Here is a 19,774-nt window from a genome sequence, read left to right as displayed (position 1 = left end):
GCCTTCCGACTATGGCCCCCGAGGCCTCCCGGCGCGGTGTTGCTCGAGGCGTCGGCCGATTCCCTCCAGCATGAAGTCGAGGCTGTTCTGGAACTCCGCCTCGACATCCAGGGTCCGCATGCGCGCCAGTGTCTGCGACACACCTGGATGGTCCTGGGCGGGGAGCGCGAGGGCGGCGGTGTGGAAGCGCTGGAGGGGAAGGGGCGCGTCCTTCCTCCTCGCGGCCCACGGCTCCTGGCGACGGATGGTGCCCGCGAGCCAGGAGAAGAACGTGGTGTTCAAATCCCCCGCCTCGCGCCACGGCATTCCCGCCTCGTGCAGCTTCGTGACGGTCCTGTCCAGGACGACCAGCGCCCCGTGCACCGCGGGTCCTTCCTCCAGGAGGAAGTCCATCACCCCTCGATGCTCCAGTCCCAGCCCGCGCACCCGCATGGCCACTTCCCGCAGCCAGTCGAGCGGCGCGAGGCGGTCGTCAGGGAGCGCGAGCTGCTCGAAGATGTGCTCCACCACGCGGCCCACCAGCGCCTCGCGGTCTCCGACGTGGTGATGGAAGGCCATGGGCGTCGCGCCGAGCCGCTCCGCCAGCGCGCGCATCGAGAGGTTCCGCAGCCCGTTTTCACGCACGACCTTCACGGCCGTCTCGATGACGAGCGGACTGGACAGCCGAGGTGGCCGTCCCCTCGGCCTGGGTGTCTTCACTTCGCTCGGACCGGCCATCCCCTCACCTCGGGTCCCGTGAGAGACACACGGCGACGCGCGCGAACGTAGTCGGCGCCACGCGTCGCGCAACTGGCCTTCGGGACGTTGCGCGTGTGCCTGCTGCTTCCCACCCTCCGCGCGGCCGGCTCGTCGAAACCTCTTCGACGTCAGACCGAGGAGGCCGACATGGCGCAGGACGGTGTGAACGGCTCGACACCAGGGCTGCCGCGCAGGGCACTGTTGCAGGGGCTCGGTGCCGCGGGCGTCGGGGTGGCCGTGACAGGAGGGGGGAGCTCGACGGCCCAGGCCGCCGTGCCTCCGCAGGTCGCTCGTGGAGCCACGGCCGCCGCGACGGCATCGACCTGCGGCGAAATCACCCCGGAAGGTGTGACCCGCGCGCTGGCCGTGCTCGAGGACATCATCAAGAAGGACAAGGCGGCCACCACCGTCCCGGGCATCGCGGTCGCCGTGGTGTACGACGGCGCGGTCCGCTACCTGAAGGGAATCGGGGAGCGGCAGGCCGGAGTCGCGGGCGACGTCGACCCGGACACCGTCTTCCAGCTGGCCTCCGTCTCCAAGCCCTTGAGCTCCACGGTGATCGCCGCCGCCCTGACGCGGCAGCTGTCCAAGGGGCAGGGCTGGAACGACACGCTCCAGTCGCTGCGCCCCGGCTTCACCCTGGCGGACCCGTGGGTGGGCCAGCACGTCACCGTCGCGGACATGTTCGCGCATCGCAGCGGCCTGCCGGACCATGCGGGGGACCTGCTCGAGGACCTCGGCTACCCCGGCGAGCAGATCGTCTCGAAGCTCGCGCTGTATCCCCTGTCACGCTTCCGCGACTCGTACGCCTATACCAACTACGGACTGACGGCCGGCGCGGTGGCGTTCGCGGCGTCCACGGGGCGCTCGTGGGGAGACCTGGCGCGCGAGGTGCTCTTCGCGCCCCTGGGGATGAGCAGCGCGAACTATTCCTTCGCGGAGCTCCAGGCGAGCAAGAACCGCGCGGCGCTGCACACGCTGGTGAATGGCCGGTGGACGCCGGACCTGGGCGCGAACAATGACGGGCAGGCGCCCGCGGGCGGCGCGAACGCCTCGGTGCGAGACCTGGCCCGCTGGCTGACGATGCTGCTCGCGGGCGGCAGTGTCCCGGGCCTCCAGGGGCCGCTGGTGGACACGGCGGGGCTGCAGACCCTCTGGCGCCCGCAGAGCGTCACGCATGGGCCCGAGGAACTCGGAGGTCGCAGCGGCTTCTACGGCCTGGGGTGGAACGTCGACTACGAGAACACCGGGGAGCTGCGGTTGAGCCACTCGGGGGCCTTCGGGCGTGGCGCCGCGACGAGCATCCTCCTGTTCCCCTCGAAGAAGCTGGGCATCGCCGTGCTGACCAACGCGGACCCCCGGGGCCTGCCGGAGGCCATCGCCGCCGAGTTCGTCGACATCGTCCGCTACAACGCCTCGACGCGGAACTGGCTGGCCTACCTGGGGCCCCTCGTGGCCGAGCCGGTCACCGAGGACCAGACGAAGTACTCGCGGCCCGCGGTGAATCCGACGCCGCCGCGAAGCCTGGGCGCCTACGTCGGCACCTATCCGAACCGCGTCTACGGCGACCTCACCGTGTCGCTCCAGCAGGGCATGCTGTCCTTCACCGTCGGGCCCGCGGGCAAGCGCTTCCCGCTCATGCACTACAGCGGCGACGAGTTCTTCTTCCAGACCACGGGGGAGAACGCCTCCGGGTTCTCCGGCGCCATCTTCACCTTCTCGCGCAACCGGGCCACGTCGCTGACCATCAACGCGTGGAATCGCGACAAGCTGGGCGTGTTCTCCCGCCGCCCGTCGTGACGCGGGGAGCGGGGGCCGGCGGGCGGGCCCGTTGGCTGCACGCCGGTGCCCGTTGGCTGCACCCGTTCGGAGGCGGCCGGGTTCGGGCGTAGACTCCGACGCCGCGTGGAATCCACCTCTCGTGTCGCGAGCCCCCTGCTGTCGTCCCCCGCCGCGACGCTCGGGGCGTCGGCTCCATCCGCGCTGCTCCCGCTGGCGCACCGGCTGCCGGTGTTGATGCTCGTCTACGCGGTGCCGGGCGTCATCACCGCGCTCCACACCTGGGTCTACGCGCAGGCCAAGGACCCCACCTATTCCTTCACCCGGGCGCTGCTGGTGCAACTGCCGCCCTGGCAGTACTGGGCCTTCGCCACCCCGGTGGTGCTGGGGCTCGGGCGGCGCTTCCGCCTGGAGCGCGGCGTCTGGCCCCGGGCGCTCGCGGTCCATGTCGCGGCCCTCGCCGCGCTCATGGTCCCGTACGTGACGCTCATCTACTTCGTGTCGCGGACCGCGGGGGAGAAGTGGCTCGCGGAGACGTCGCTCGGACAGATGCTGCCGTTGATGATGGCCAAGCACGTCATCACGTCCCTGCTCATCTACGGCACGCTGGTGGCCATCGGCTATGCCGTGGAGTACCACCACCGCTATCGCGAGGGAGCGCTGGCCCAGTCCCAGCTCGAGACGCGGCTGGCCCACGCGCAGCTCGACGTCCTGCGCGCCCAGCTCCATCCGCACTTCCTCTTCAACACGCTCAACGCCCTCTCCGTCCTCGTGCGCAAGCAGGACACCGCGGGCTCCATCCGCATGCTCACCGGCGTCAGCGAGCTGCTGCGCATGACGCTCAACTCCACCGGGCGGCAGTGGGTCCCCCTGCACGAGGACCTGGACTTCCTGGAGCGCTACCTGGACATCGAGCAGACCCGCTTCCAGGACCGGCTCCAGGTGGTGCGCGCCATCGACCCCACCACGCTCGGCGCGCTCGTGCCCAGCCTCATCCTCCAGCCGCTGGTGGAGAACGCCATCAAGCACGGGCTCGCCGTCCGCTCGGGCTCGGGATGCGTGGAGCTGCGCGCCGCTCGCGAGGGGACGCGGCTGGTGTTGGAGGTGCTCGATGACGGTCCCGGGCTGGCCCCGGGCTGGGAGCGTCAGGACGGCGGCATCGGGGTCGCCAACGTGCGGGCCCGGCTCCACCAGCTCTACGCGGACCGACACGTCTTCTCGCTGGAGAACCGCCCCGAGGGCGGCGTGCGGGCCCGGCTGGAGTTGCCCTTCCAGTCCGCTGCGTCCGAGGCGCTCAGGGCATGAACGCGGCCGCCGCCATCCGCGCGCTCGTCGTGGATGACGAGCCCCTGGCCCGCGAGGGGCTGCGCCTGCTGCTGGCCTCGGACCCCGAGGTCACCGTGGTGGGGGAGGCCGGCAACGGGCCGGACGCCGTGCGCCTCATCCGCGAGCAGCGCCCGGACCTCGTGCTGCTCGACGTGCAGATGCCGGAGCTCAATGGGTTCGAGGTGCTCGCCCGGCTCGCCCCGGGTGAGGTGCCCGCGGTCATCTTCGTCACCGCGTATGACCGCTACGCGCTGCGCGCCTTCGACATCCACGCGCTCGACTATCTGCTCAAGCCGTTCCGCGATGAGCGCTTCCACGACGCCGTCGGCCGCGCCAAGGCACACCTGCGCATGGCGCGCATGTCCGACTTGAGCCACCGGTTGTTGTCCGTGCTCTCCACGTATGGAGAGCGTGAGGTCACGCCGCCTCCCGCTCCGGTGCCTGTCACTGCCTCGGAGCCCTGGGTGCGCAGGCTCGCCATCCGAGACACGGGGCGCGTGGTGTTCCTCGACGTGGACGAAATCGAGTACCTGGAGGCCGCGGACTACTACGTGCAGATTCACGCGGGCGGCAAGTCCCACCTCCACCGCGAGACGCTGCAGAGCCTGGAGGCGCGGCTGGACCCGGAGCGCTTCATGCGCATCCACCGCTCCATCATCGTCAACTCACGCCGCATCCGTGAGCTGCGCAGCGAGGGGCGACGGGACCTGGTCGTGGTGCTCGCGGGCGGCGCCGAGCTGCGCGTGGCACGAAGCCACCGCGAGAAGCTCCAGCACCTGCGCTGAGCCCGCGCGCGCTCTCTCGAGCCACGGTGCGCGACGGCGCCCGGGCCATTCGCCGCGGGATGGAGCCAGCTCGCCGCGAGCCCGGACCCATCGGCTGAACACTCCACCGGCGTGTCGTCCGCGAGGGCAGGGTGTCTCCCGTTCCCCCGCGCCACGAGGACCCCTCATGCTCGCCCCAACCCGCCATGCGCCCGCACGACTCGCCGCCCTGCTCCTGAGCACCTGGCTCACCACGACACCCGCGTGGGCCGCGCCGGACGCGTCGTACCCGCTCCCGTCCATCTCCTCGCGTCATGAGTCGAGCATCGAGAAGGGCCGCGCCTTCGCGCGCGAACTCCTCGCGAGCAAGCACCTGCCGGGGCTCTCCGTGGCCGTCGCGCAGCGCGGACAGGTCCTCTGGTCCGAGGGCTTCGGCTACGCGGACCTGGAGCAACACGTCCCCGTGACACCCCTCACGCGCTTTCGCGTGGGGAGCATCTCCAAGGTCTTCACCGCCGCCGCCGTCGCGCGTCTGGTGGAGGAGGGACGCCTGGAACTCGATGCCCCCATCCAGAAGTACGTGCCGTCCTTCCCCCAGAAGCCGTGGCCCGTGACGACGCGCCAGCTCACCGGCCACGTGGCGGGCGTGCGTCACTACGTGGACAAGGACGAGGTCATCTTCCAACAGGCGAAGCACTTCGACAGCGTCGCCCGCGCCTTGGAACTCTTCCAGTCGGACCCGCTCCTGTTCGAGCCGGGCACGCGCTACGCGTACTCCAGCTACGGCTGGAACCTGGTGAGCGCCGTCATCGAGGGCGCCTCCCGCGAGGAGTTCCTGCGCCAGCTGCACCGCTCCGTCCTGGAGCCGCTGGGCCTGCGTCACACGAGCGCGGACCATCCGCATCGGCTGATTCCGGACCGCACGCGCTTCTATGCGCCGGGCCCCTCGGGGACCCACGTGCACGCGGCCCACGTGGACAACAGCTACAAGTGGGCCGGAGGCGGTCTGCTCTCCACCGCCGAGGACCTGGTGCTCTTCGGCTCCGCGCACCTGCAGCCCGGCTTCCTGCGCAAGGACACCCTGGCGCTCCTCTTCACGTCGCAGAAGCTCCAGTCCGGCAAGGAGACGGGCGTGGGCATCGGCTGGCGAATCGGCGTCACCGCCACGGGACGACGCTTCTTCCACCACCGAGGTGCCATCGAGGGCGGACGCGGCCTGCTGCTGCTCTTCCCGGACTCGCAGCTCGTCGTCGCGCTGCTGACCAACATGTACGCCGACGTCGTCGAGGAGCACGCCGCCCAGCTCGCCGAGCTGTTCCTCGCCGAGCCGCCGCCCGCCGCGCGGTGAGTCACCGTCTCCCAGTGCTCCCCTTGACGTTCTAGGGGAGCGGCGGTATCTACCCCTAGACATTCTAGGGGACACGATGCAGACCGAGCTGCTGCAGGGCACGTTGGACATGCTCATCCTCAAGACGCTGACCGGCGGGCCGATGCACGGCTACGCGGTGGCGAGCTGGCTCCAGCGCACGACGGACGACGCGCTGCGGGTGGAGGAGGGCTCGCTGTACCCGGCGCTGCACCGCATGACGAAGCGGGGCTGGGTGAAGGCGGACTGGGGCGTGTCCGAGAACAACCGCCGCGCGAAGTTCTACACGCTGACGGCGGAGGGGCGCAGGCAGCTCGCGCAGGAGGCCTCCTCCTGGGCGCGGATGACCGAGGCCGTGTCGAAGGTGCTCCAGGCGCGGCCCGCGCTGCAGGGCGCCTGAGGAAAGGACCGCCTCCCATGCGCTGGATGAAGGACCGCTATCACGCCCTGCGCGCGCTCGTGCGGCGCGGGCAGCTCGAGGACGACGTGGCGGAGGAGCTGGAGTTCCACCTCGCCATGCGCACCGAGGAGTACGTGGCCCAGGGAATGACACCCGAGGCGGCGCGCGCGGAGGCGCTGGCGCGCTTCGGCGACGTGAAGGCCTACCGCGAGGAGACCCACGTGATTGACGAGCGCATGGCACGCGAGAAGCGCCGCACGGAGCTCTGGGACATGGTGACGCGCGAGACGCGGCAGGCGCTGCGCTCCTTGTCGCGCAGCCCGTCCTTCGCGGTGATGGCGGTGCTCACCCTCGCGCTCGGGTTGGGGGCGACGACGGCGCTGTTCTCGGTGGTGGACGCGGTGGTGCTGCGCCCGTTGCCGTACGCGGACCCGGAGCGGCTGGTCTGGCTCGACAGCCCGGTGCCGAAGCTCGCGCCGGAGGCGCGGTGGGATTTGTCCGAGGCGGGCTACCACCACTTCCAGCGGGAGGCCCACGGCTTCGCGTCCCTGGGCGCGCTCGACACGTCGAATGTCAGCCTCGCGGCCGAGGAGGGCGCGCTGCGCGTGGACGTGGCGCTGGTGTCGGCCAGTCTGATGGACGTGCTGCGCGCCCGTCCCGCGCTCGGCCGCCTCATCACCCCGGACGTGGATGCTCCCGGCGCGCCGCGCACGGTGGTGCTCGGCTACGACTTCTGGGTGCGGCAGTACGGCGCGGACCCGAAGGTGCTGGGCACGTCGATCCGCCTGGATGACGAACCCACGGAGGTCATCGGCGTCATGGCGCCGGGCTTCCATCTCCCGGACGACACCGTGGACCTCTGGCGGCCGCTGCAGCTGGACCCGGCGAGCCCGCCGGCCAACTCGCACTGGGTCCGGGCCGCGGGCCGGCTGAAGGACGGCGTCACGCTGGAGCAGGCGCAGGCGGAGCTCTCCATGCTGACCACGCGCCTGCCGGAGCTGTTCCCCGGCGCGTACTCCGACAGCTTCATGCGGGACACGGGCTTCACCACCCGCGTGTCGCCGCTGTCCCGGCACGTGGTGGGGGACGCGGACCGCGTGCTGTGGATTCTGCTCGGCTCGGTGGCGCTGGTGCTGCTCATCGCGTGCGCCAACGTCGCCAACCTCTTCCTCGTGCGCTCCGAGGCGCGCTCGCGGGAGCTGGCGGTGCGCTCCGCGCTGGGCGCCGGGCGCTGGGACCTGGCGTGGCATTCGCTCACGGAGAGCCTGCTGCTCTGCGGCGTCGCCGCCGGGCTGGGGCTGCTGCTCGCGCAGGGGGCGCTGAGCCTGCTGGTGTCGATGGAGCCCTCGGGGCTGCCTCGCCTGCGGGAGATTGGCCTGGACTGGCGTGGCGTGCTGTTCGCCGGAGGGCTGGCGCTGCTGGCGGGGAGCGTCTTCGGGCTCTTCCCGCTGCTCGGGGGCGAGAAGGCGCTGGCGCGGCTGCGCGAGTCGGGGCGGGGGCTGACATCCTCGCGCCGCGGCAACCTGGTGCGCGGAGGGATGGTGGTGGGGCAGGTGGGGCTGGCGGTGGTGCTGCTGGCCGCCGCGGGGTTGATGCTGCGCAGCTACTGGACGCTGCACCGGGTGGACCCGGGGCTGGATTCTCGCGACGTGCTCACGTTCGACATCGTGCTGCCGCGCACGCGCTACACGGGCTACGACGAGGTGAACCGCTTCTACGGCGAGCTGCTGTCGCGCATCGAAGCGCTGCCCGGGGTGAAGAGCGCCAGCCTGTCCACGCACCTGCCGCTGCGCAGCTTCGGCGGCTGCGCGGGCATGGCCGTCGAGGGCCTGGCCCTGGAGCGCTCCAAGATGCCCTGTGTCACCGCGCCCGGCGTGGCGCCCGGCTACTTCAAGGCGCTGGGCATCCCGCTCGTGCAGGGGCGCGAGCTGACGTGGGATGACCTGGAGCAGAGGTCGGAGGGCGTGGTGGTGACGAAGGCACTCGCCGACCGGCTCTGGCCGGGGCAGGACCCGCTGGGCAAGGGCATCCGGGGTAACGGCTTCGGCCCGCCGTTCTACAAGGTCGTCGGCGTGACGGGGCCTCTGAGGGCCCACGGGTTGGACAAGGCGCCCTCGGAGGCGGTGTTCTTCCCGCTCGCGCCGGCCGCGGACCTGCCGCTGTGGGGACCGCGCCGCTCGCCCGCCGTGGTGGTGCGCATGGCCACCTCCCGTCCGGAGTCGCTCACGCCCGAAATCCGGCGCATCCTGGCGGAGATGGACGGCACGGTGCCGCTGGCCAACGCGCAGACGATGGACCGCGTGCTGGCGAAGTCGCCGTCGGTGGCGCGGGCGTCCTTCACGCTGTTCCTGCTCGGCATCGCCGGGGGCATGGCGCTGCTCCTGAGCGCGGTGGGGCTCTACGGCGTCATCACCTTCATCGTGGGCCAGCGGCGCGGGGAGATGGGCATCCGTCTGGCATTGGGGGCCCGGGCGACGCAGGTGGCGGGCATGGTGGTGCTCCAGTCGCTGCGCTTCACGGGGCTGGGCATCGCGCTCGGGCTGCTGGGGGCGCTGTTGATGGGGCAGGTGCTGGGCGCGCTGCTCTTCGAGGTGAGCGCGGCGGACCCGCTGGTGCTGGCGGCGGTGTGTGCGCTGCTCGCCGCCCTGGCGGTGCTGGCGAGCTTCGGGCCCGCGCGCCGTGCAGCGCGCGTGGACCCGGCCGAGGTGCTGCGCTCGGAGTAGCGTCGCGCTACTTCACCTCGATGAACGCCACGGGCGTGCCACCGTTGGACCAGGACAGCGCCTGGTCACAGGTGAAGGCCCACTGAGGCGCGGCCCAGACGGGATAGAGGCCCGGCTGGGTGGGCGCGATCAGCGAGAAGGTGGTGTTCGTGGCGCTCGTCGGGCCGATGCCATTGTAGATGCACGTCTTGGAGCCCTGGTCGATGCCGAAGACCAGCTGGGACCAGCAGCTGGGGCACCCGCCCCCCGCCGGGTCGAGCTTGTAGTCGGTGGTGATGTTGACGCGCGCCCCGGGGAAGACGTTGATCTTGTGCGAGCTGTTCCCGTTCAGCCGGAGGTTGCTGATGGTGCCCCAGCTCCAGTCCCACGGGTCGACATAAACACCGATGAGCCCGAAGGCCGGTCCGCTCCCGACCGACGCGAGCGCCGCGGCGCAGTCCGGTGCGCGCGTGTAGTTGCCGTGCACCGGGTGGACGCCGGGTTCCTTGGGGGCGATGAGCTTGATGTCCGCGTGGCTCTGCACGGGGCCGACGCCATCGTACGCGCACGCGCCGGTGCCACCCGGCACACCGAACACGAGCTGGTTGTTGCATCCGATGCACGCGTCCGGTCCCACGAAATAATCCGTGGACAGGGTGAAGGGCTGCTCCCTCCCCACCGCGACCGTCCGATGCCCCGACCCCAGGGACACGTCCGTCACGTTCGCGAACGGGGGCCAGTCGAAGGAGGTGATGGGGGGGATGACCACGGCGCTCGCCGACTCACCCAGCGTGGCCTCCGACTCCATTCCAGGCGGCGGTGCCGCCTCGCAGCCCACGAGCCCCAACCCCACCACGAGACTCCAGCTCCACAGCCTCGACGTCTTCAAGGACATACGTCCTCCGGGATGTGGTGCTTCGTCGCCGGGGCCTGTTCCCCGTGCGCGAGCAACACGCCTGGATGACGCGGGCCTGGATTGTTTGTGATTTCCCGCCGCCTGACGTGTCAGCCCTGGCATTGACACGTCAGCGCCCGTGGGTGACGCGTCAGACGGCGGATGATGTGCGAATCGTGATTGGGGAGGGGCGCTCTGTCCTGATGTCCTTGTGTCTGGAGAGGGTTCCTGTATGGGAATGCATCCCCATAGGAGCGTCATGCGTCGAGATCCGCGTTGGAAGGCCCGTTCCCCCGGTCGTCTGGTTTCACGTCCCGTCATGGGCGCCGCGGCGCTCTTGCTGCTGGTCTCCTGCGCGACGACCGGGCGCCCCCACCCGAGTGACGCGGCCGCCGTGTCCACCGTGTTCCTCGGGAAGGTGCTCACCCTGGATGAGCAGGGGACGGTGGCCCAGGCCGTCTCGGTGGATGCGCGGGGCCGCATCCTGAAGGTGGGGTCCGAGCAGGACGTGATGGCGGGGCTCGGTGATGGGGTGGCGACCGTGCGCCTGACACCCGAGCAGGTCCTGCTGCCGGGGTTCATCGACCCGCACATGCACTTCCTGCCGACGCTGATTCAGAGCGTGCTGGGCACGCACAACCTGGCCCCCTGCCTGCCGCCACCGTACGGACAGCCCGCGGCGGACTGCGCCACCCGCGCGGACCTCCTGGGCGCGCTGTCATCGATGAAGCTGGGCGCCCAGGTGCCCGGGGACAGCAAGGAGTTCGTCCTGGGCATGAACCTGGACCCGTCGCGGCAGCAGTTCGTCAAGGGCGGCTGTGGCGTGAGCGGTGAGGTGCCCTTCACGAAGCAGCCGAAGCTCTATCTCGACGCGTGTGTGAGCAAGGACCGCCCCGTGCTCGTCCTGGACCAGTCTGGCCACCTGGCGTACGTGAACGACAAGGCCATCGAGGTGGTCTGCAAGGGCGTGAAGGACTGTGCTCCGCCCGCCTCGGTCGCGGCCGGCGGTGGCGCGTGGGACAGGGACGCGAACGGCTATACGGGGCTGCTCAAGGAGGCCGCTGGCTATGCGCCCTTCATGGCCGCCATGCAGAAGAGCCTGCCCCTGGGCCTGGTGTACACGGACCCCGCGCAGCTGCTCTCCGGCTTCGAGCAGGAACTCGCGCAGGGCATCCAGGCGCTGCGCGCGGCCGGACTCACGACCCTCGCGGACGGAGGGCTCTCGAGCGTCGCGCAGCTCCAGGCCGTCAAGCACGTCGCGGAGCGGGAGGGCTTCCCGCTGCGCATCACCGGCGTGGTGACGCATGACGTGGCCACCGCCAAGGCCCTCCAGCCGACGGGCCCCGCGTGCGACCCGACGAAGGACGCCGGCTGCGCGTTGCCCAGGTGGCTGGGCGCCGGTGGCATCAAGCTCTGGGTGGACGGCTCCACGCAGGGCTGCACCGCGTGGCTCCAGAAGCCCTACCACTACGAGAACCACGGGCACTGCGCGGGAGAGGGCGAGGGCCGGGCGGACTTCGACAGCGTCAAGGCCATCACCGACAGCCTGCGTCCGCTCTGGAGCACGTCGTCCTGGCGGTTCCAGCTCCATGCCAACGGAAACCTCGCCAACGCGTGGGCGCTCGACGCCTTCAGCCAGCTGCAGCAGGAGAAGGTCAACCCGCACCGGGTGCTGTTCATCCACAACACGGTGGGCGAGGAGCGGCTCTCCCGGGACATCGGCCTGTTGCGCCAGGGCACCCTGAAGACAGCGGACGGCAAGACGGTGCCCGCGCTCGACGCGCACGTGACGCACCTCATCGGCCACGTGGCGTACTGGGGCGCGGTGTTCGAGGACATCCTCGGCGAGGCGACGGCGAGGAACATCGACCCGACGGGGTTCGACCTCCGCTTCGGCGTTCCGTTCTCATTCCACAGCGACTCCATGGTGACGCCGGCGCGTCCGCTCTGGTTCGTCGCCCAGGCCGTCAGCCGTCGCACCTGGGCCTATCCGGACTTCCAGAAGAGCAAGGTGCTCGGCGCGGAGCACCGGGTGAGCGTCGCGCAGGCGCTGCGCGCCGTCACGGTGGAGCCGGCGCGCCAGCACGAACTCGATGGATGGCTGGGGACCATCGAGCCGGGCAAGGTGGCGGACTTCGTCGTGCTGGGCTCCAACCCCCTCGACTTCGACCAGGACCCGTCGAAGGACCCGCTGGACATCAGCAGGATTCCGGTGATTCAGACCTACCTCAACGGAAAGCCCACCGCGCCGAGCCCCTGAGTCATCCGTCCTTGCGTGGCCCGCGCTCGTTCTCGCGCGGGCCGCGCCTCAGAGGCGATAGCCGCCCGTGACTTCGATGCGCTGACCGGTGACCCAGGCCGTCTCCGGCCCGAGCAGCATGGCGATGACCCCCGCGACGTCCTCGGGCTGTCCCAGGCGCCCCATGGGCGTCTGCTCGATGACGGTCTTCTGGAGCGTGGGGTCCTTCATCACGCCTCCGCCGAAGTCCGTGACGATGCCGCCCGGCGCGACGACGTTCACCGCGATGCGCCGCGCGCCCAGCTCGACGGCGAGCGTGCGGGTGAGCACCTCGAGGGCGCCCTTGGCCGCCGAGTAGACCGAGAGCCCCGGGAGGGCATAGCGGGCCAGCCCCGTGGACACGTTGACGATGCGACCGCCGTCGGCGAGCAGGGGCAGCAGCTTCTGCGTCAGGAAGAAGGGCCCCTTGAAGTGCACGGCGAGCAGCTCGTCGAACACGGCCTCGCTCGTCTCGACGAAGGGCGCGTAGCCACCGACGCCCGCGTTGTTGACCAGGGCGTCGAAGCGCTCGCGGCCCCACGTCTGCTTCAGGGCCTCGCGCACCTGGGACACGAAGGTGTCGAACGTGTCCGTCTGGCCGACGTCCAGCCGCAGGGCGACGGCCTTGCGCCCCCGGGCCCGGAGGGCCTGGACGACCTCGTCCGCCTCCTTGGTTCCCGAGCGGTACGTGACGATGACATCGCTTCCTCGCTCGGCGAGCGCCAGCGCGGCGCTCCGGCCCAGGCCTCGGCTGGCGCCGGTGATGAGGGCGATGGGGACCTGCTTCGTGGCTTCGGACATGGGCGTATTCCTCTCTTGCCGGGTGACTGCTGGCCTGAGTTGTAAATACGCCCCGCCCCGGGAACTATAGACCTTTTCCCCCTCTACGGACGTCTTCGTTCCCAGGGAACCTGGAGGTAACCATGCCCATCGTGAAGGAGCTCCCGCTGGTGCCCGCGGAGCGCGCGCTGAAGGTGATTGGAGGGCGCTGGAAGATCTTCGTCCTGTACTACCTCTTCGAGGGACCCAAGCGGCTGTCGGAGCTGCGGCGGGTGATTGCCGGCGTGAGCCAGAAGGTGCTGGTGCAGCAGCTGCGCGAGATGGAGCTGCACGGCGTCGTCGAACGCGAGGTGTTCGCGGAGGTTCCGCCGCGCGTCGTGTACACCGCCACCGCGATGGGGCTCAGCCTGCGCCCCATCGTGGGAGCGCTGTGTGATTGGGGCAAGCGCCACGCCACCGAGCTGCGCGCCCTCGATGAGCCGGTGGCGCCCGAGGTCCGCAAGCCCCGCTCCGTCCGTCCGAGCGCGCTCGCGGCCTCCAAGTCCAGTCAACCCGGGCGTCAGTAGTAGTCGCGCAGGGTGAGCTTGCGCTGCTCTCCACCCTTCACCGTGAGGACCACCGTCTGGCCGCCGGCGCGATACCGCCAGCTCGTCCGCGCCTGGTTCGACGCGTCGGGGCCGAGCGGCTTGCCGTCGATGGCGACAATCTCCTCGCCCACCTTCCAGCCCGCGGCCTCGGCGGGGCTCCCGGGCGCCACCAGCTGCACCGCGAGCCGGCCCTCCGAGGAGGGGAGCACGAGCAGGCCGGAGCGGTCCTTGCGGAAGGGCTGGCGAAGCGCCCGGGCATCGGGGACGAGCATCAACGTGTCCATCTGGTAGTCGGTGAGCATCCGGAAGCGCGCGAGGACGCCGAGGCCCAGGTTGCCGAGCAGCCGGTCCGACGTGGAGATGCTGTTGCCGGCGTCGTCGAACACCGTGGGCACGTTCTCCAGCGTGACGCCCGCAAGCTCGATGCGCTTCAACGTCGCCACGTCCCGCTCCCTGAGGCCTCCCACGGCGCCGGACAGCGTCTTGGAGCTGGGCCGGCCCTCCAGCAACCGGGCCTGCTCCCAGTACGCGGGGAAGAGCGAGAGCGCGCCGCCGTTGCCCACGTCGAACAACACGGGGATGGCGGGCCGCCCCTCGATGGAGAGCTGCACCGCGCGCTGACCACCCGCCGACTCCACCAGCGGCAGCCGCACCGCCTTCGCGGGCGGCTTGAAGTGGGCGCGGTCATGGAAGGCGACGCGGCGGTTCGGGAAGTCCACGTCCACCACGAGCTGATGGAAGGCCTCCTTGCCCAGGATGACGGGCAGCGGGTGTCCCAGCATCCGCGCGACGGGGGCCAGGTCGATGACCGCCACCGTCAGCCCCTTCAACCGCAGATTGCCCATCGCGATGTCCACGCCCGACGCGAACTGCGCCTGCGCCTGTCCACCGCTGCCCACCGCCGCGACCTGCCCCTCCGTCTTCAGCCCCAGCGCGCGCGCATGGGCCGTGTCCACCACGGTCATCTCCGCGCCGCTGTCGAGCAGCACCTGCGTCGGCTTGCCGTTCACCTGGGCCGGGATGAAGACGCGGTTGTCGTCGAAGAACTCGAACGGGATGAAGCCCGTGGTGTGGCGGCCGTTCGCGAAGCTCGCCTTGCGGACGTCCTGGGGACGCTCGAACACGGCGGGAGCGATGGGCCCGTTCAGCTCCAGCGTCTCCACCACCGTGCGCGAGTCGGAGTCCACGTTGTCGGTGAACTCCTCCTCCAGGAAGGGCATGCGCACGCCCTCCACCTGCCGCCAGTCGCCCAGGCGCACGAAGCGCGTGACGTTGTTCTCGCGGATGCGCAGGCCGTGGAGGGCTCCGTCGGCGTCATCGAGGAACAGGTCATACAGGTCCTCGTCGCCGAAGGTGACCCGCACCACCTTCCAGGCGCGGCCATCCCGGGACTCGTCCGCGCGCGGCTCGAGCTTCGCGCCGTCGCCGCCTCGCAGCGCACTCCCGAGCTCCAGCGCCAGCTGGTGCCGTGCATCGCGCGCGTCGGTGGACGAGGCATCCTCCACCTGCCCGCTGGCGTTCAGCTTCCAGCCTCCTTCGGGGGTGAAGGCCATCGAGTGGCGCACCACCCCGAAGTCCTCGTCGTGGCGGACGCGTCCGTCCCGATGACTCCAGGACTCCATCGTCCCCTGGAGCCCGGAGGTCGAGGTCTTCCCGCGGACATGGAGGCTCTCCAGGCGCGTGAAGGCGTCCCCGCCGCGCCACGCGAGGTGCCGCTCGATGAGCGTCCGCGTCGCCTCCGCGGTGGCGGTGAGGGGGAGGAGCACGAGGGCCAACAGGAGCAGGAGGTGTCTCATGGGGTGTTTCCGCGCTGGGGGGTGGAGGGCTGGCCCACGAGCTGTCGCAGGCCGGGCGGGCTCGAGCCGACGAGGGAGAAGGCGCGTGACAGTCGCGCGCGCGCGGCCGGGGGCGCGCTCAGCCGCACCTCCGCGGACAGCCCGCTGTGCTGCAGACAGGAGAGGTAGCCGCTGTCGCTCCAGAGGGCCTGCCGGAGGCCCGCGCCGTCCGGGGTGAGCAGCGCGACCAGGAACTCGCGCGCGTCGACCACGAGCGTGAGCTGGGCGCCCGGCCAGCGCTCGCGCACGAACGCCGCGTTGGAGGACAGCACGCAGTCGAAGGGGACCTTGGGCGTCTCGTCGTAGACGAGCCCCGCGATGGCCACGCTCCGGGCGCTCGCCTCCGTGAGCGCCGGGACGAGCGCGGTGAAGGGCGGTGGGAAGAGGTCGAAGAGCACCTGCTCGGTGGCCGAGGCAATCATCGTCCTCGCGCGCTCCATCACCTGCGCGGTGCTCTTGAGATGGTAGATGCGGTCGTCCTGCGCGGGCGTGTGCAGCTTGCGCAGCGCGCTCGCCGCCTCGCTCCTGCGCGTCTCGAAGCCCCGCTGCAGCGCGGCGAGCACCTCGTCCGGGGGCACGGGACGAAACGAGCGCGGCTCGCCTTCCTCCACCAGCACCGCCCCCTTGTGCTCGAGCGACGACAGCGCCTGGTAGATGCTCGGCGGCGCCTTCCCCAGCGCCTGCGCCAGGCGGTACCCGGTGGCCGGCGCCCCCTTCAGCAACTCGCAGTACACCCGCGCCTCGACCTCGGTGAACCCGAGCGCCACCAGCCCTTCATCCGCGTTCATGGGGCTGTTATTACTCGCGGATAATAATAGTCAAGGCGGTGAAGCGGGGCGGCGCCGCTCGCTCGCCTTCCTGGGGGAGGGCTTTCGCGTCCTGGCGCGCCTGCTTAGAGGGGCCCGAGGGCCGCGCGCGAAGCCGTGCCCCGGACTCCCCGCTGTGCTAATCCGTCCTGGCGGTACGGCGGCATCCCACACCTCCCCGGGAAGACACTTCATGGCTGGCAGCAGTCTGATTGCGCTCATCGACGACATCGCGACCATCCTGGATGACGTCTCCATCCTGACGAAGGTGGCGGCGAAGAAGACGGCAGGCGTGCTCGGAGACGACCTGGCGCTCAACGCCCAGCAGGTGACGGGCGTGAACGCGGACCGCGAGCTGCCGGTGGTGTGGGCGGTGGCGAAGGGCTCACTGGTCAACAAGGCCATCCTGGTGCCCGCGGCGCTGGCCATCAGCGCGCTGGCGCCCTGGCTGGTGACGCCGCTCTTGATGCTGGGCGGCGCCTACCTGTGCTTCGAGGGCTTCGAGAAGATCGCCCACAAGTTCCTGCACGGCGCGGAGGACGAGGCGCACAAGGCGGAGCTGCGCGAGGCGCTGGCGAACCCGGCCGTGGACCTGGTGGCGATGGAGAAGGAGAAGATCAAGGGCGCGGTGCGCACCGACTTCATCCTCTCCGCCGAAATCATCGCGATTACGTTGGGCACCGTGGCCGCGGCGACCTTCGCCACCCGCGTCTCGGTGCTGGTGGGCATCGCCGTCATCATGACGTTGGGCGTGTACGGGCTGGTGGCCGGCATCGTGAAGCTGGACGACGTGGGGCTCTACCTCAGCCGTCAGGCCGGTGGCTTCCAGCGCAGCCTGGGCGGGGGCATCCTCCGCGCGGCGCCGATGCTGATGAAGTTCCTGTCCGTGGCGGGCACGGCGGCCATGTTCCTGGTGGGCGGCGGCATCCTCGTGCACGGCGTCTCCACCCTGCATCACCTGGAGGAGTCGTTCACCACCTGGGCCTCTTCGGCGCCCGGCGTGGGCAGCATCCTGGGCGGCCTTGCCCCCATGCTGCTCAACGGCGCGGTGGGGCTGGGCGCGGGCGGCGTGCTGGTGCTGCTCTTCACGCTGGGCCAGAAGCTGGTGAAGAAGAAGTCGTAGCGGCGCGCTCGGAGCCCTCGACGACGCGCGTCAGGTCCGCGTCGTCCGAGGGAGCGCCCCGGTGGTTGCGTCACGCGTGCGAAGTCGGGTGAGCTGCGCGAAGTTCGCACGCTCCACCCCCGAAGTCGGGAGGATGTCCCGATGACGCACGCGCTGCCCCGGCGAATCGCCCTGTGGTCGCTGGCCCTCTTGTGTCTCACGGCAGGCGCGCCGCCGGCCGCGGCCCCCGTCGACACCGCCGCATCGCTCCGCGCGGAGCGCCGGGTTCGGCTGGTGAAGTTGTGGGGCGAGGTCCGCTTCCGGCACCCCTGGGCCTTCTCCCTGCCCGCGGAGTGGGACGCGGCCTTCCTCGCCGCGCTCCCCAAGGTGGAGGCCGCGCGGGATGCGCGCGAGTACGCCGCCGCCGTGCAAGGGATGCTCGCGGTGCTCGGTGATTCGGCCACGCTGGTGGAGCCCGAGACGCCCGTCGTGCGCAAGGATCCCGCGCCGGCGCTGCGCCCGCTCAAGAGCTGGGAGAAGGACGTCCTGGTCCTGGACCTGCGCAACCTCTTGGGGCCCGAGGCCTTCGCGACCTTCCGCGAGCTGACCACCACGCTCGACGTGGAGGCCGCCCGGGCGCGCGCGGTGGTGCTGGACCTGCGCATGCGGGGGCTCGAGCGCCATGGCGCCTCGTGGGTCTTGCCGAGGCTGCTGCCGCACTTCATCGAAGGTGAGCTGAGCGTGCCGGGGCTGCGCGAGGTGGCCCACGCGGGGCTGCGCGCTCAGGACGGCACGGACGGCCTTTATCGCACCGAGCTCGTCGCCGCCTCCAGTGAGCTGCTCGCGGGCACGCCGGGCCGGAAGCCCGCGCGGCTCGTGGTCCTGGTCGATGAGGACTCCGTGCTCGACGTCGCCATCCTGGCGCTGCGCGCCCAGGGCAAGGCGCTCCTGGTGGCCGAGGGCCCGCTGAGCATCGCGTCGCTGAATCACCAGCTCCCCGTGCCGCTGGGCGAGGGCTACCAGGCGCTGGTGAGCATGGACGAGCCGGTGTTGCCGCTGGAGGCGGACGTGAAGCGGCCTTCGCGCGCGACGACGACGGGACCCGACGAGGGGATGCGGCAGGCGCTCGCGCTGGCGAACCGGCCCCCCAAGGCCTCGGCGGCGGCGCAGGTCTCCAGGCCCGTCCCCGCCTGGCGTCCCGAGCCGGCGTATCCGGATGCGCTCCATCCCGCACGGGAGCTGAGGCTGCTCGCGGGGGCCAAGCTCTGGAACGTGGTGCAGTACTTCTTCCCCTACCACTCGCTGCTGAGCCGTCCCTGGGAGGAGCGGCTGCCCGCGCTGCTGGAGAAGCTGGAGGCCGCGAAGGATGCCCAGGCGTATGCGCTGACGTTGGCGGAGGCCGCCACGTGGCTCGAGGACGGGCACGCGCAGATGCGAGGACACCCCGAGCTCGAGCGCTTCTTCGGCTTCCCGCTGCCCATCTGGGTCTCCGACATCGACGGCAAGGCCGTGGTGCTGGAGGTGTTCGTCCCGGAGGCCGTGCCGGGATTGGCCGTGGGGGATGTCATCGAGACCTTCAATGGCGAGCCCTTCGAGGCGAGGGCCCGTCGCTTCGCGCCCTACGTGGCGGTCTCGACGCCGCAGATGCTGCGGGACTTCCGCCTGCGTCGCGCGGCGTCGGCGCCGGACGGCACCGTGTCCACGTTGGGGGTGCGGGGCCCCCAGGGCTTCCGGGAGGTGAAGGGCACGCATCGGCGCGGGATTCCGCCCCAGGCGCAGGTGGGCAGCCCCTGGCGGATGCTGGAGGGCAACATCGGCTTCGTGGATCTGGGGCTGCTGGAGGAGCAGCAGGTGCCCGCGATGTTCGAGGCCCTGAAGGACACGCGCGGCATCGTGTTCGACCTGCGCGACTATCCGCGCGGCACGATGTGGGCGCTCGGGCCGTACCTCGACGTGAAGGGCTCGCGTCCGTATGCCGTGTACGAGTGCCCCGTGGTCCGGGGCCTGCGCTCGAGCCACCTGAAGTCCAGCGACGCCGTGCCTCGACGCCCGGGCCCGAAGTACCGGGGCCGCACGGTGACGCTCATCGACGCGCGCGCCATCAGCCAGGCCGAGCACACGGGCCTCCTGCTGGAGGCCACCACGGACACCGTCTTCGTGGGCAGCCCCACCACGGGGACGGATGGCGACGTCACCCGGGCGGTGCTGCCCGGAGGGGTGTCGTTCTCCTTCACCGGGCAGGCGGTGCTGCACGGCGATGGGCGGCAGCTCCAGAAGAAGGGACTGGAGCCCCACGTCAAGGTGAGGCCCACGCTCGCGGGGCTCCAGGCGGGACGGGACGAGCTGCTCGAGCGCGCCCTGCAGGTGCTGCGCGAGGAGCCTGCGCCGAAGTCCGCCACCCGGAAGGAGTGAGGGC

General features: G+C 71.0%; 15 protein-coding genes. 10 read left to right on the top strand and 5 right to left on the bottom strand.

Going from position 1 to position 19,774, the window contains the following annotated elements; translation table 11 throughout:
* Nucleotides 1-9: 9 nt before the first annotated feature.
* Nucleotides 10-717, bottom strand: a complete 708-nt coding sequence (locus tag LXT21_RS34085; protein ID WP_254042402.1) for a TetR/AcrR family transcriptional regulator — start codon at nt 715-717, stop codon at nt 10-12.
* A gap of 168 nt (nt 718-885) precedes the next feature.
* Here LXT21_RS34085 and LXT21_RS34080 point away from each other — a divergent pair, with 168 nt between their 5' ends.
* The 6 genes from LXT21_RS34080 to LXT21_RS34055 all read left to right on the top strand — a co-directional run bounded on the left by LXT21_RS34080 (nt 886) and on the right by LXT21_RS34055 (nt 9,096).
* Nucleotides 886-2,538 (top strand): serine hydrolase, encoded by a 1,653-nt coding sequence (locus LXT21_RS34080; protein ID WP_254042401.1) that lies wholly within the window; start codon nt 886-888, stop codon nt 2,536-2,538.
* A 105-nt stretch (nt 2,539-2,643) separates the two neighbouring features.
* Nucleotides 2,644-3,822, top strand: coding sequence for a sensor histidine kinase (locus LXT21_RS45540; protein WP_254042400.1), 1,179 nt, complete (start codon nt 2,644-2,646; stop codon nt 3,820-3,822).
* Nucleotides 3,819-4,628 (top strand): LytR/AlgR family response regulator transcription factor, encoded by an 810-nt coding sequence (locus tag LXT21_RS34070; protein WP_254042399.1) that lies wholly within the window; start codon nt 3,819-3,821, stop codon nt 4,626-4,628. The genes LXT21_RS45540 and LXT21_RS34070 overlap by 4 nt, the downstream gene beginning before the upstream one ends.
* A gap of 166 nt (nt 4,629-4,794) precedes the next feature.
* The gene (locus tag LXT21_RS34065; protein WP_254042398.1) at nt 4,795-5,955 is read left to right on the top strand and encodes a serine hydrolase domain-containing protein; all 1,161 of its coding nucleotides are present in this window, start codon (nt 4,795-4,797) and stop codon (nt 5,953-5,955) included.
* Between the two features lie 76 nt (nt 5,956-6,031).
* On the top strand, nt 6,032-6,373 hold the full coding sequence (locus LXT21_RS34060) for a PadR family transcriptional regulator (RefSeq protein WP_254042397.1): 342 nt from the start codon (nt 6,032-6,034) through the stop codon (nt 6,371-6,373).
* Nucleotides 6,374-6,390: 17 nt separating this feature from the next.
* The gene (locus LXT21_RS34055) at nt 6,391-9,096 is read left to right on the top strand and encodes an ABC transporter permease (protein ID WP_254042396.1); all 2,706 of its coding nucleotides are present in this window, start codon (nt 6,391-6,393) and stop codon (nt 9,094-9,096) included.
* Between the two features lie 7 nt (nt 9,097-9,103).
* On the opposite strand, the gene LXT21_RS34050 is transcribed toward LXT21_RS34055, so the two are convergent.
* On the bottom strand, nt 9,104-9,970 hold the full coding sequence (locus tag LXT21_RS34050; protein WP_254042395.1) for a hypothetical protein: 867 nt from the start codon (nt 9,968-9,970) through the stop codon (nt 9,104-9,106).
* Nucleotides 9,971-10,229: 259 nt separating this feature from the next.
* Between LXT21_RS34050 and LXT21_RS34045 the strand changes: the two genes are divergently transcribed.
* On the top strand, nt 10,230-12,230 hold the full coding sequence (locus LXT21_RS34045) for an amidohydrolase (RefSeq protein ID WP_254042394.1): 2,001 nt from the start codon (nt 10,230-10,232) through the stop codon (nt 12,228-12,230).
* Between the two features lie 48 nt (nt 12,231-12,278).
* Here the strand turns inward: LXT21_RS34045 and LXT21_RS34040 are convergent, their stop codons facing one another.
* Nucleotides 12,279-13,049: an SDR family NAD(P)-dependent oxidoreductase gene (locus LXT21_RS34040; protein ID WP_254042393.1), complete on the bottom strand. Its 771-nt coding sequence runs from the start codon at nt 13,047-13,049 to the stop codon at nt 12,279-12,281.
* Between the two features lie 122 nt (nt 13,050-13,171).
* Here LXT21_RS34040 and LXT21_RS34035 point away from each other — a divergent pair, with 122 nt between their 5' ends.
* Nucleotides 13,172-13,594 carry a winged helix-turn-helix transcriptional regulator gene (locus LXT21_RS34035; protein ID WP_254042392.1) on the top strand — a complete coding sequence of 141 codons (423 nt, stop codon included), beginning with the start codon at nt 13,172-13,174 and terminating at the stop codon, nt 13,592-13,594.
* Here LXT21_RS34035 and LXT21_RS34030 read toward each other — a convergent pair.
* Together LXT21_RS34030 and LXT21_RS34025 are read right to left on the bottom strand one after the other, a co-directional pair.
* Nucleotides 13,588-15,411: a retropepsin-like aspartic protease gene (locus LXT21_RS34030; protein WP_254042391.1), complete on the bottom strand. Its 1,824-nt coding sequence runs from the start codon at nt 15,409-15,411 to the stop codon at nt 13,588-13,590. The genes LXT21_RS34035 and LXT21_RS34030 overlap by 7 nt on opposite strands.
* A complete protein-coding gene (locus tag LXT21_RS34025; protein WP_254042390.1) occupies nt 15,408-16,238 on the bottom strand; it encodes a TrmB family transcriptional regulator in 831 nt (276 codons plus the stop codon). Before LXT21_RS34025 ends, LXT21_RS34030 begins: the two co-directional genes overlap by 4 nt.
* A 211-nt stretch (nt 16,239-16,449) precedes the next feature.
* Between LXT21_RS34025 and LXT21_RS34020 the strand changes: the two genes are divergently transcribed.
* Together LXT21_RS34020 and LXT21_RS34015 are read left to right on the top strand one after the other, a co-directional pair.
* Nucleotides 16,450-17,379 (top strand): DUF808 domain-containing protein, encoded by a 930-nt coding sequence (locus tag LXT21_RS34020; protein ID WP_254042389.1) that lies wholly within the window; start codon nt 16,450-16,452, stop codon nt 17,377-17,379.
* A 141-nt stretch (nt 17,380-17,520) separates the two neighbouring features.
* On the top strand, nt 17,521-19,770 hold the full coding sequence (locus LXT21_RS34015; RefSeq protein ID WP_254042388.1) for a S41 family peptidase: 2,250 nt from the start codon (nt 17,521-17,523) through the stop codon (nt 19,768-19,770).
* The last annotated feature ends 4 nt before the right edge of the window (nt 19,771-19,774 follow it).

It is taken from the genome of Myxococcus guangdongensis, from assembly GCF_024198255.1.
Taxonomy (GTDB): domain Bacteria; phylum Myxococcota; class Myxococcia; order Myxococcales; family Myxococcaceae; genus Myxococcus; species Myxococcus guangdongensis.
The sequence above is the reverse complement of the archived record's forward strand: the minus strand, read 5'-3'. Positions and strand labels throughout refer to the sequence as shown.

Bases quoted from the DNA above. Each gene is read 5' to 3' on its own strand.
- LXT21_RS34085 (WP_254042402.1), bottom strand. From the start codon at position 717: ATGGCCGGTCCGAGCGAAGTGAAGACACCCAGGCCGAGGGGACGGCCA.
- LXT21_RS34080 (WP_254042401.1), top strand. From the start codon at position 886: ATGGCGCAGGACGGTGTGAACGGCTCGACACCAGGGCTGCCGCGCAGG.
- LXT21_RS34070 (WP_254042399.1), top strand. From the start codon at position 3,819: ATGAACGCGGCCGCCGCCATCCGCGCGCTCGTCGTGGATGACGAGCCC.
- LXT21_RS34065 (WP_254042398.1), top strand. From the start codon at position 4,795: ATGCTCGCCCCAACCCGCCATGCGCCCGCACGACTCGCCGCCCTGCTC.
- LXT21_RS34060 (WP_254042397.1), top strand. From the start codon at position 6,032: ATGCAGACCGAGCTGCTGCAGGGCACGTTGGACATGCTCATCCTCAAG.
- LXT21_RS34055 (WP_254042396.1), top strand. From the start codon at position 6,391: ATGCGCTGGATGAAGGACCGCTATCACGCCCTGCGCGCGCTCGTGCGG.
- LXT21_RS34050 (WP_254042395.1), bottom strand. From the start codon at position 9,970: ATGTCCTTGAAGACGTCGAGGCTGTGGAGCTGGAGTCTCGTGGTGGGG.
- LXT21_RS34045 (WP_254042394.1), top strand. From the start codon at position 10,230: ATGCGTCGAGATCCGCGTTGGAAGGCCCGTTCCCCCGGTCGTCTGGTT.
- LXT21_RS34040 (WP_254042393.1), bottom strand. From the start codon at position 13,049: ATGTCCGAAGCCACGAAGCAGGTCCCCATCGCCCTCATCACCGGCGCC.
- LXT21_RS34035 (WP_254042392.1), top strand. From the start codon at position 13,172: ATGCCCATCGTGAAGGAGCTCCCGCTGGTGCCCGCGGAGCGCGCGCTG.
- LXT21_RS34030 (WP_254042391.1), bottom strand. From the start codon at position 15,411: ATGAGACACCTCCTGCTCCTGTTGGCCCTCGTGCTCCTCCCCCTCACC.
- LXT21_RS34025 (WP_254042390.1), bottom strand. From the start codon at position 16,238: ATGAACGCGGATGAAGGGCTGGTGGCGCTCGGGTTCACCGAGGTCGAG.
- LXT21_RS34020 (WP_254042389.1), top strand. From the start codon at position 16,450: ATGGCTGGCAGCAGTCTGATTGCGCTCATCGACGACATCGCGACCATC.
- LXT21_RS34015 (WP_254042388.1), top strand. From the start codon at position 17,521: ATGACGCACGCGCTGCCCCGGCGAATCGCCCTGTGGTCGCTGGCCCTC.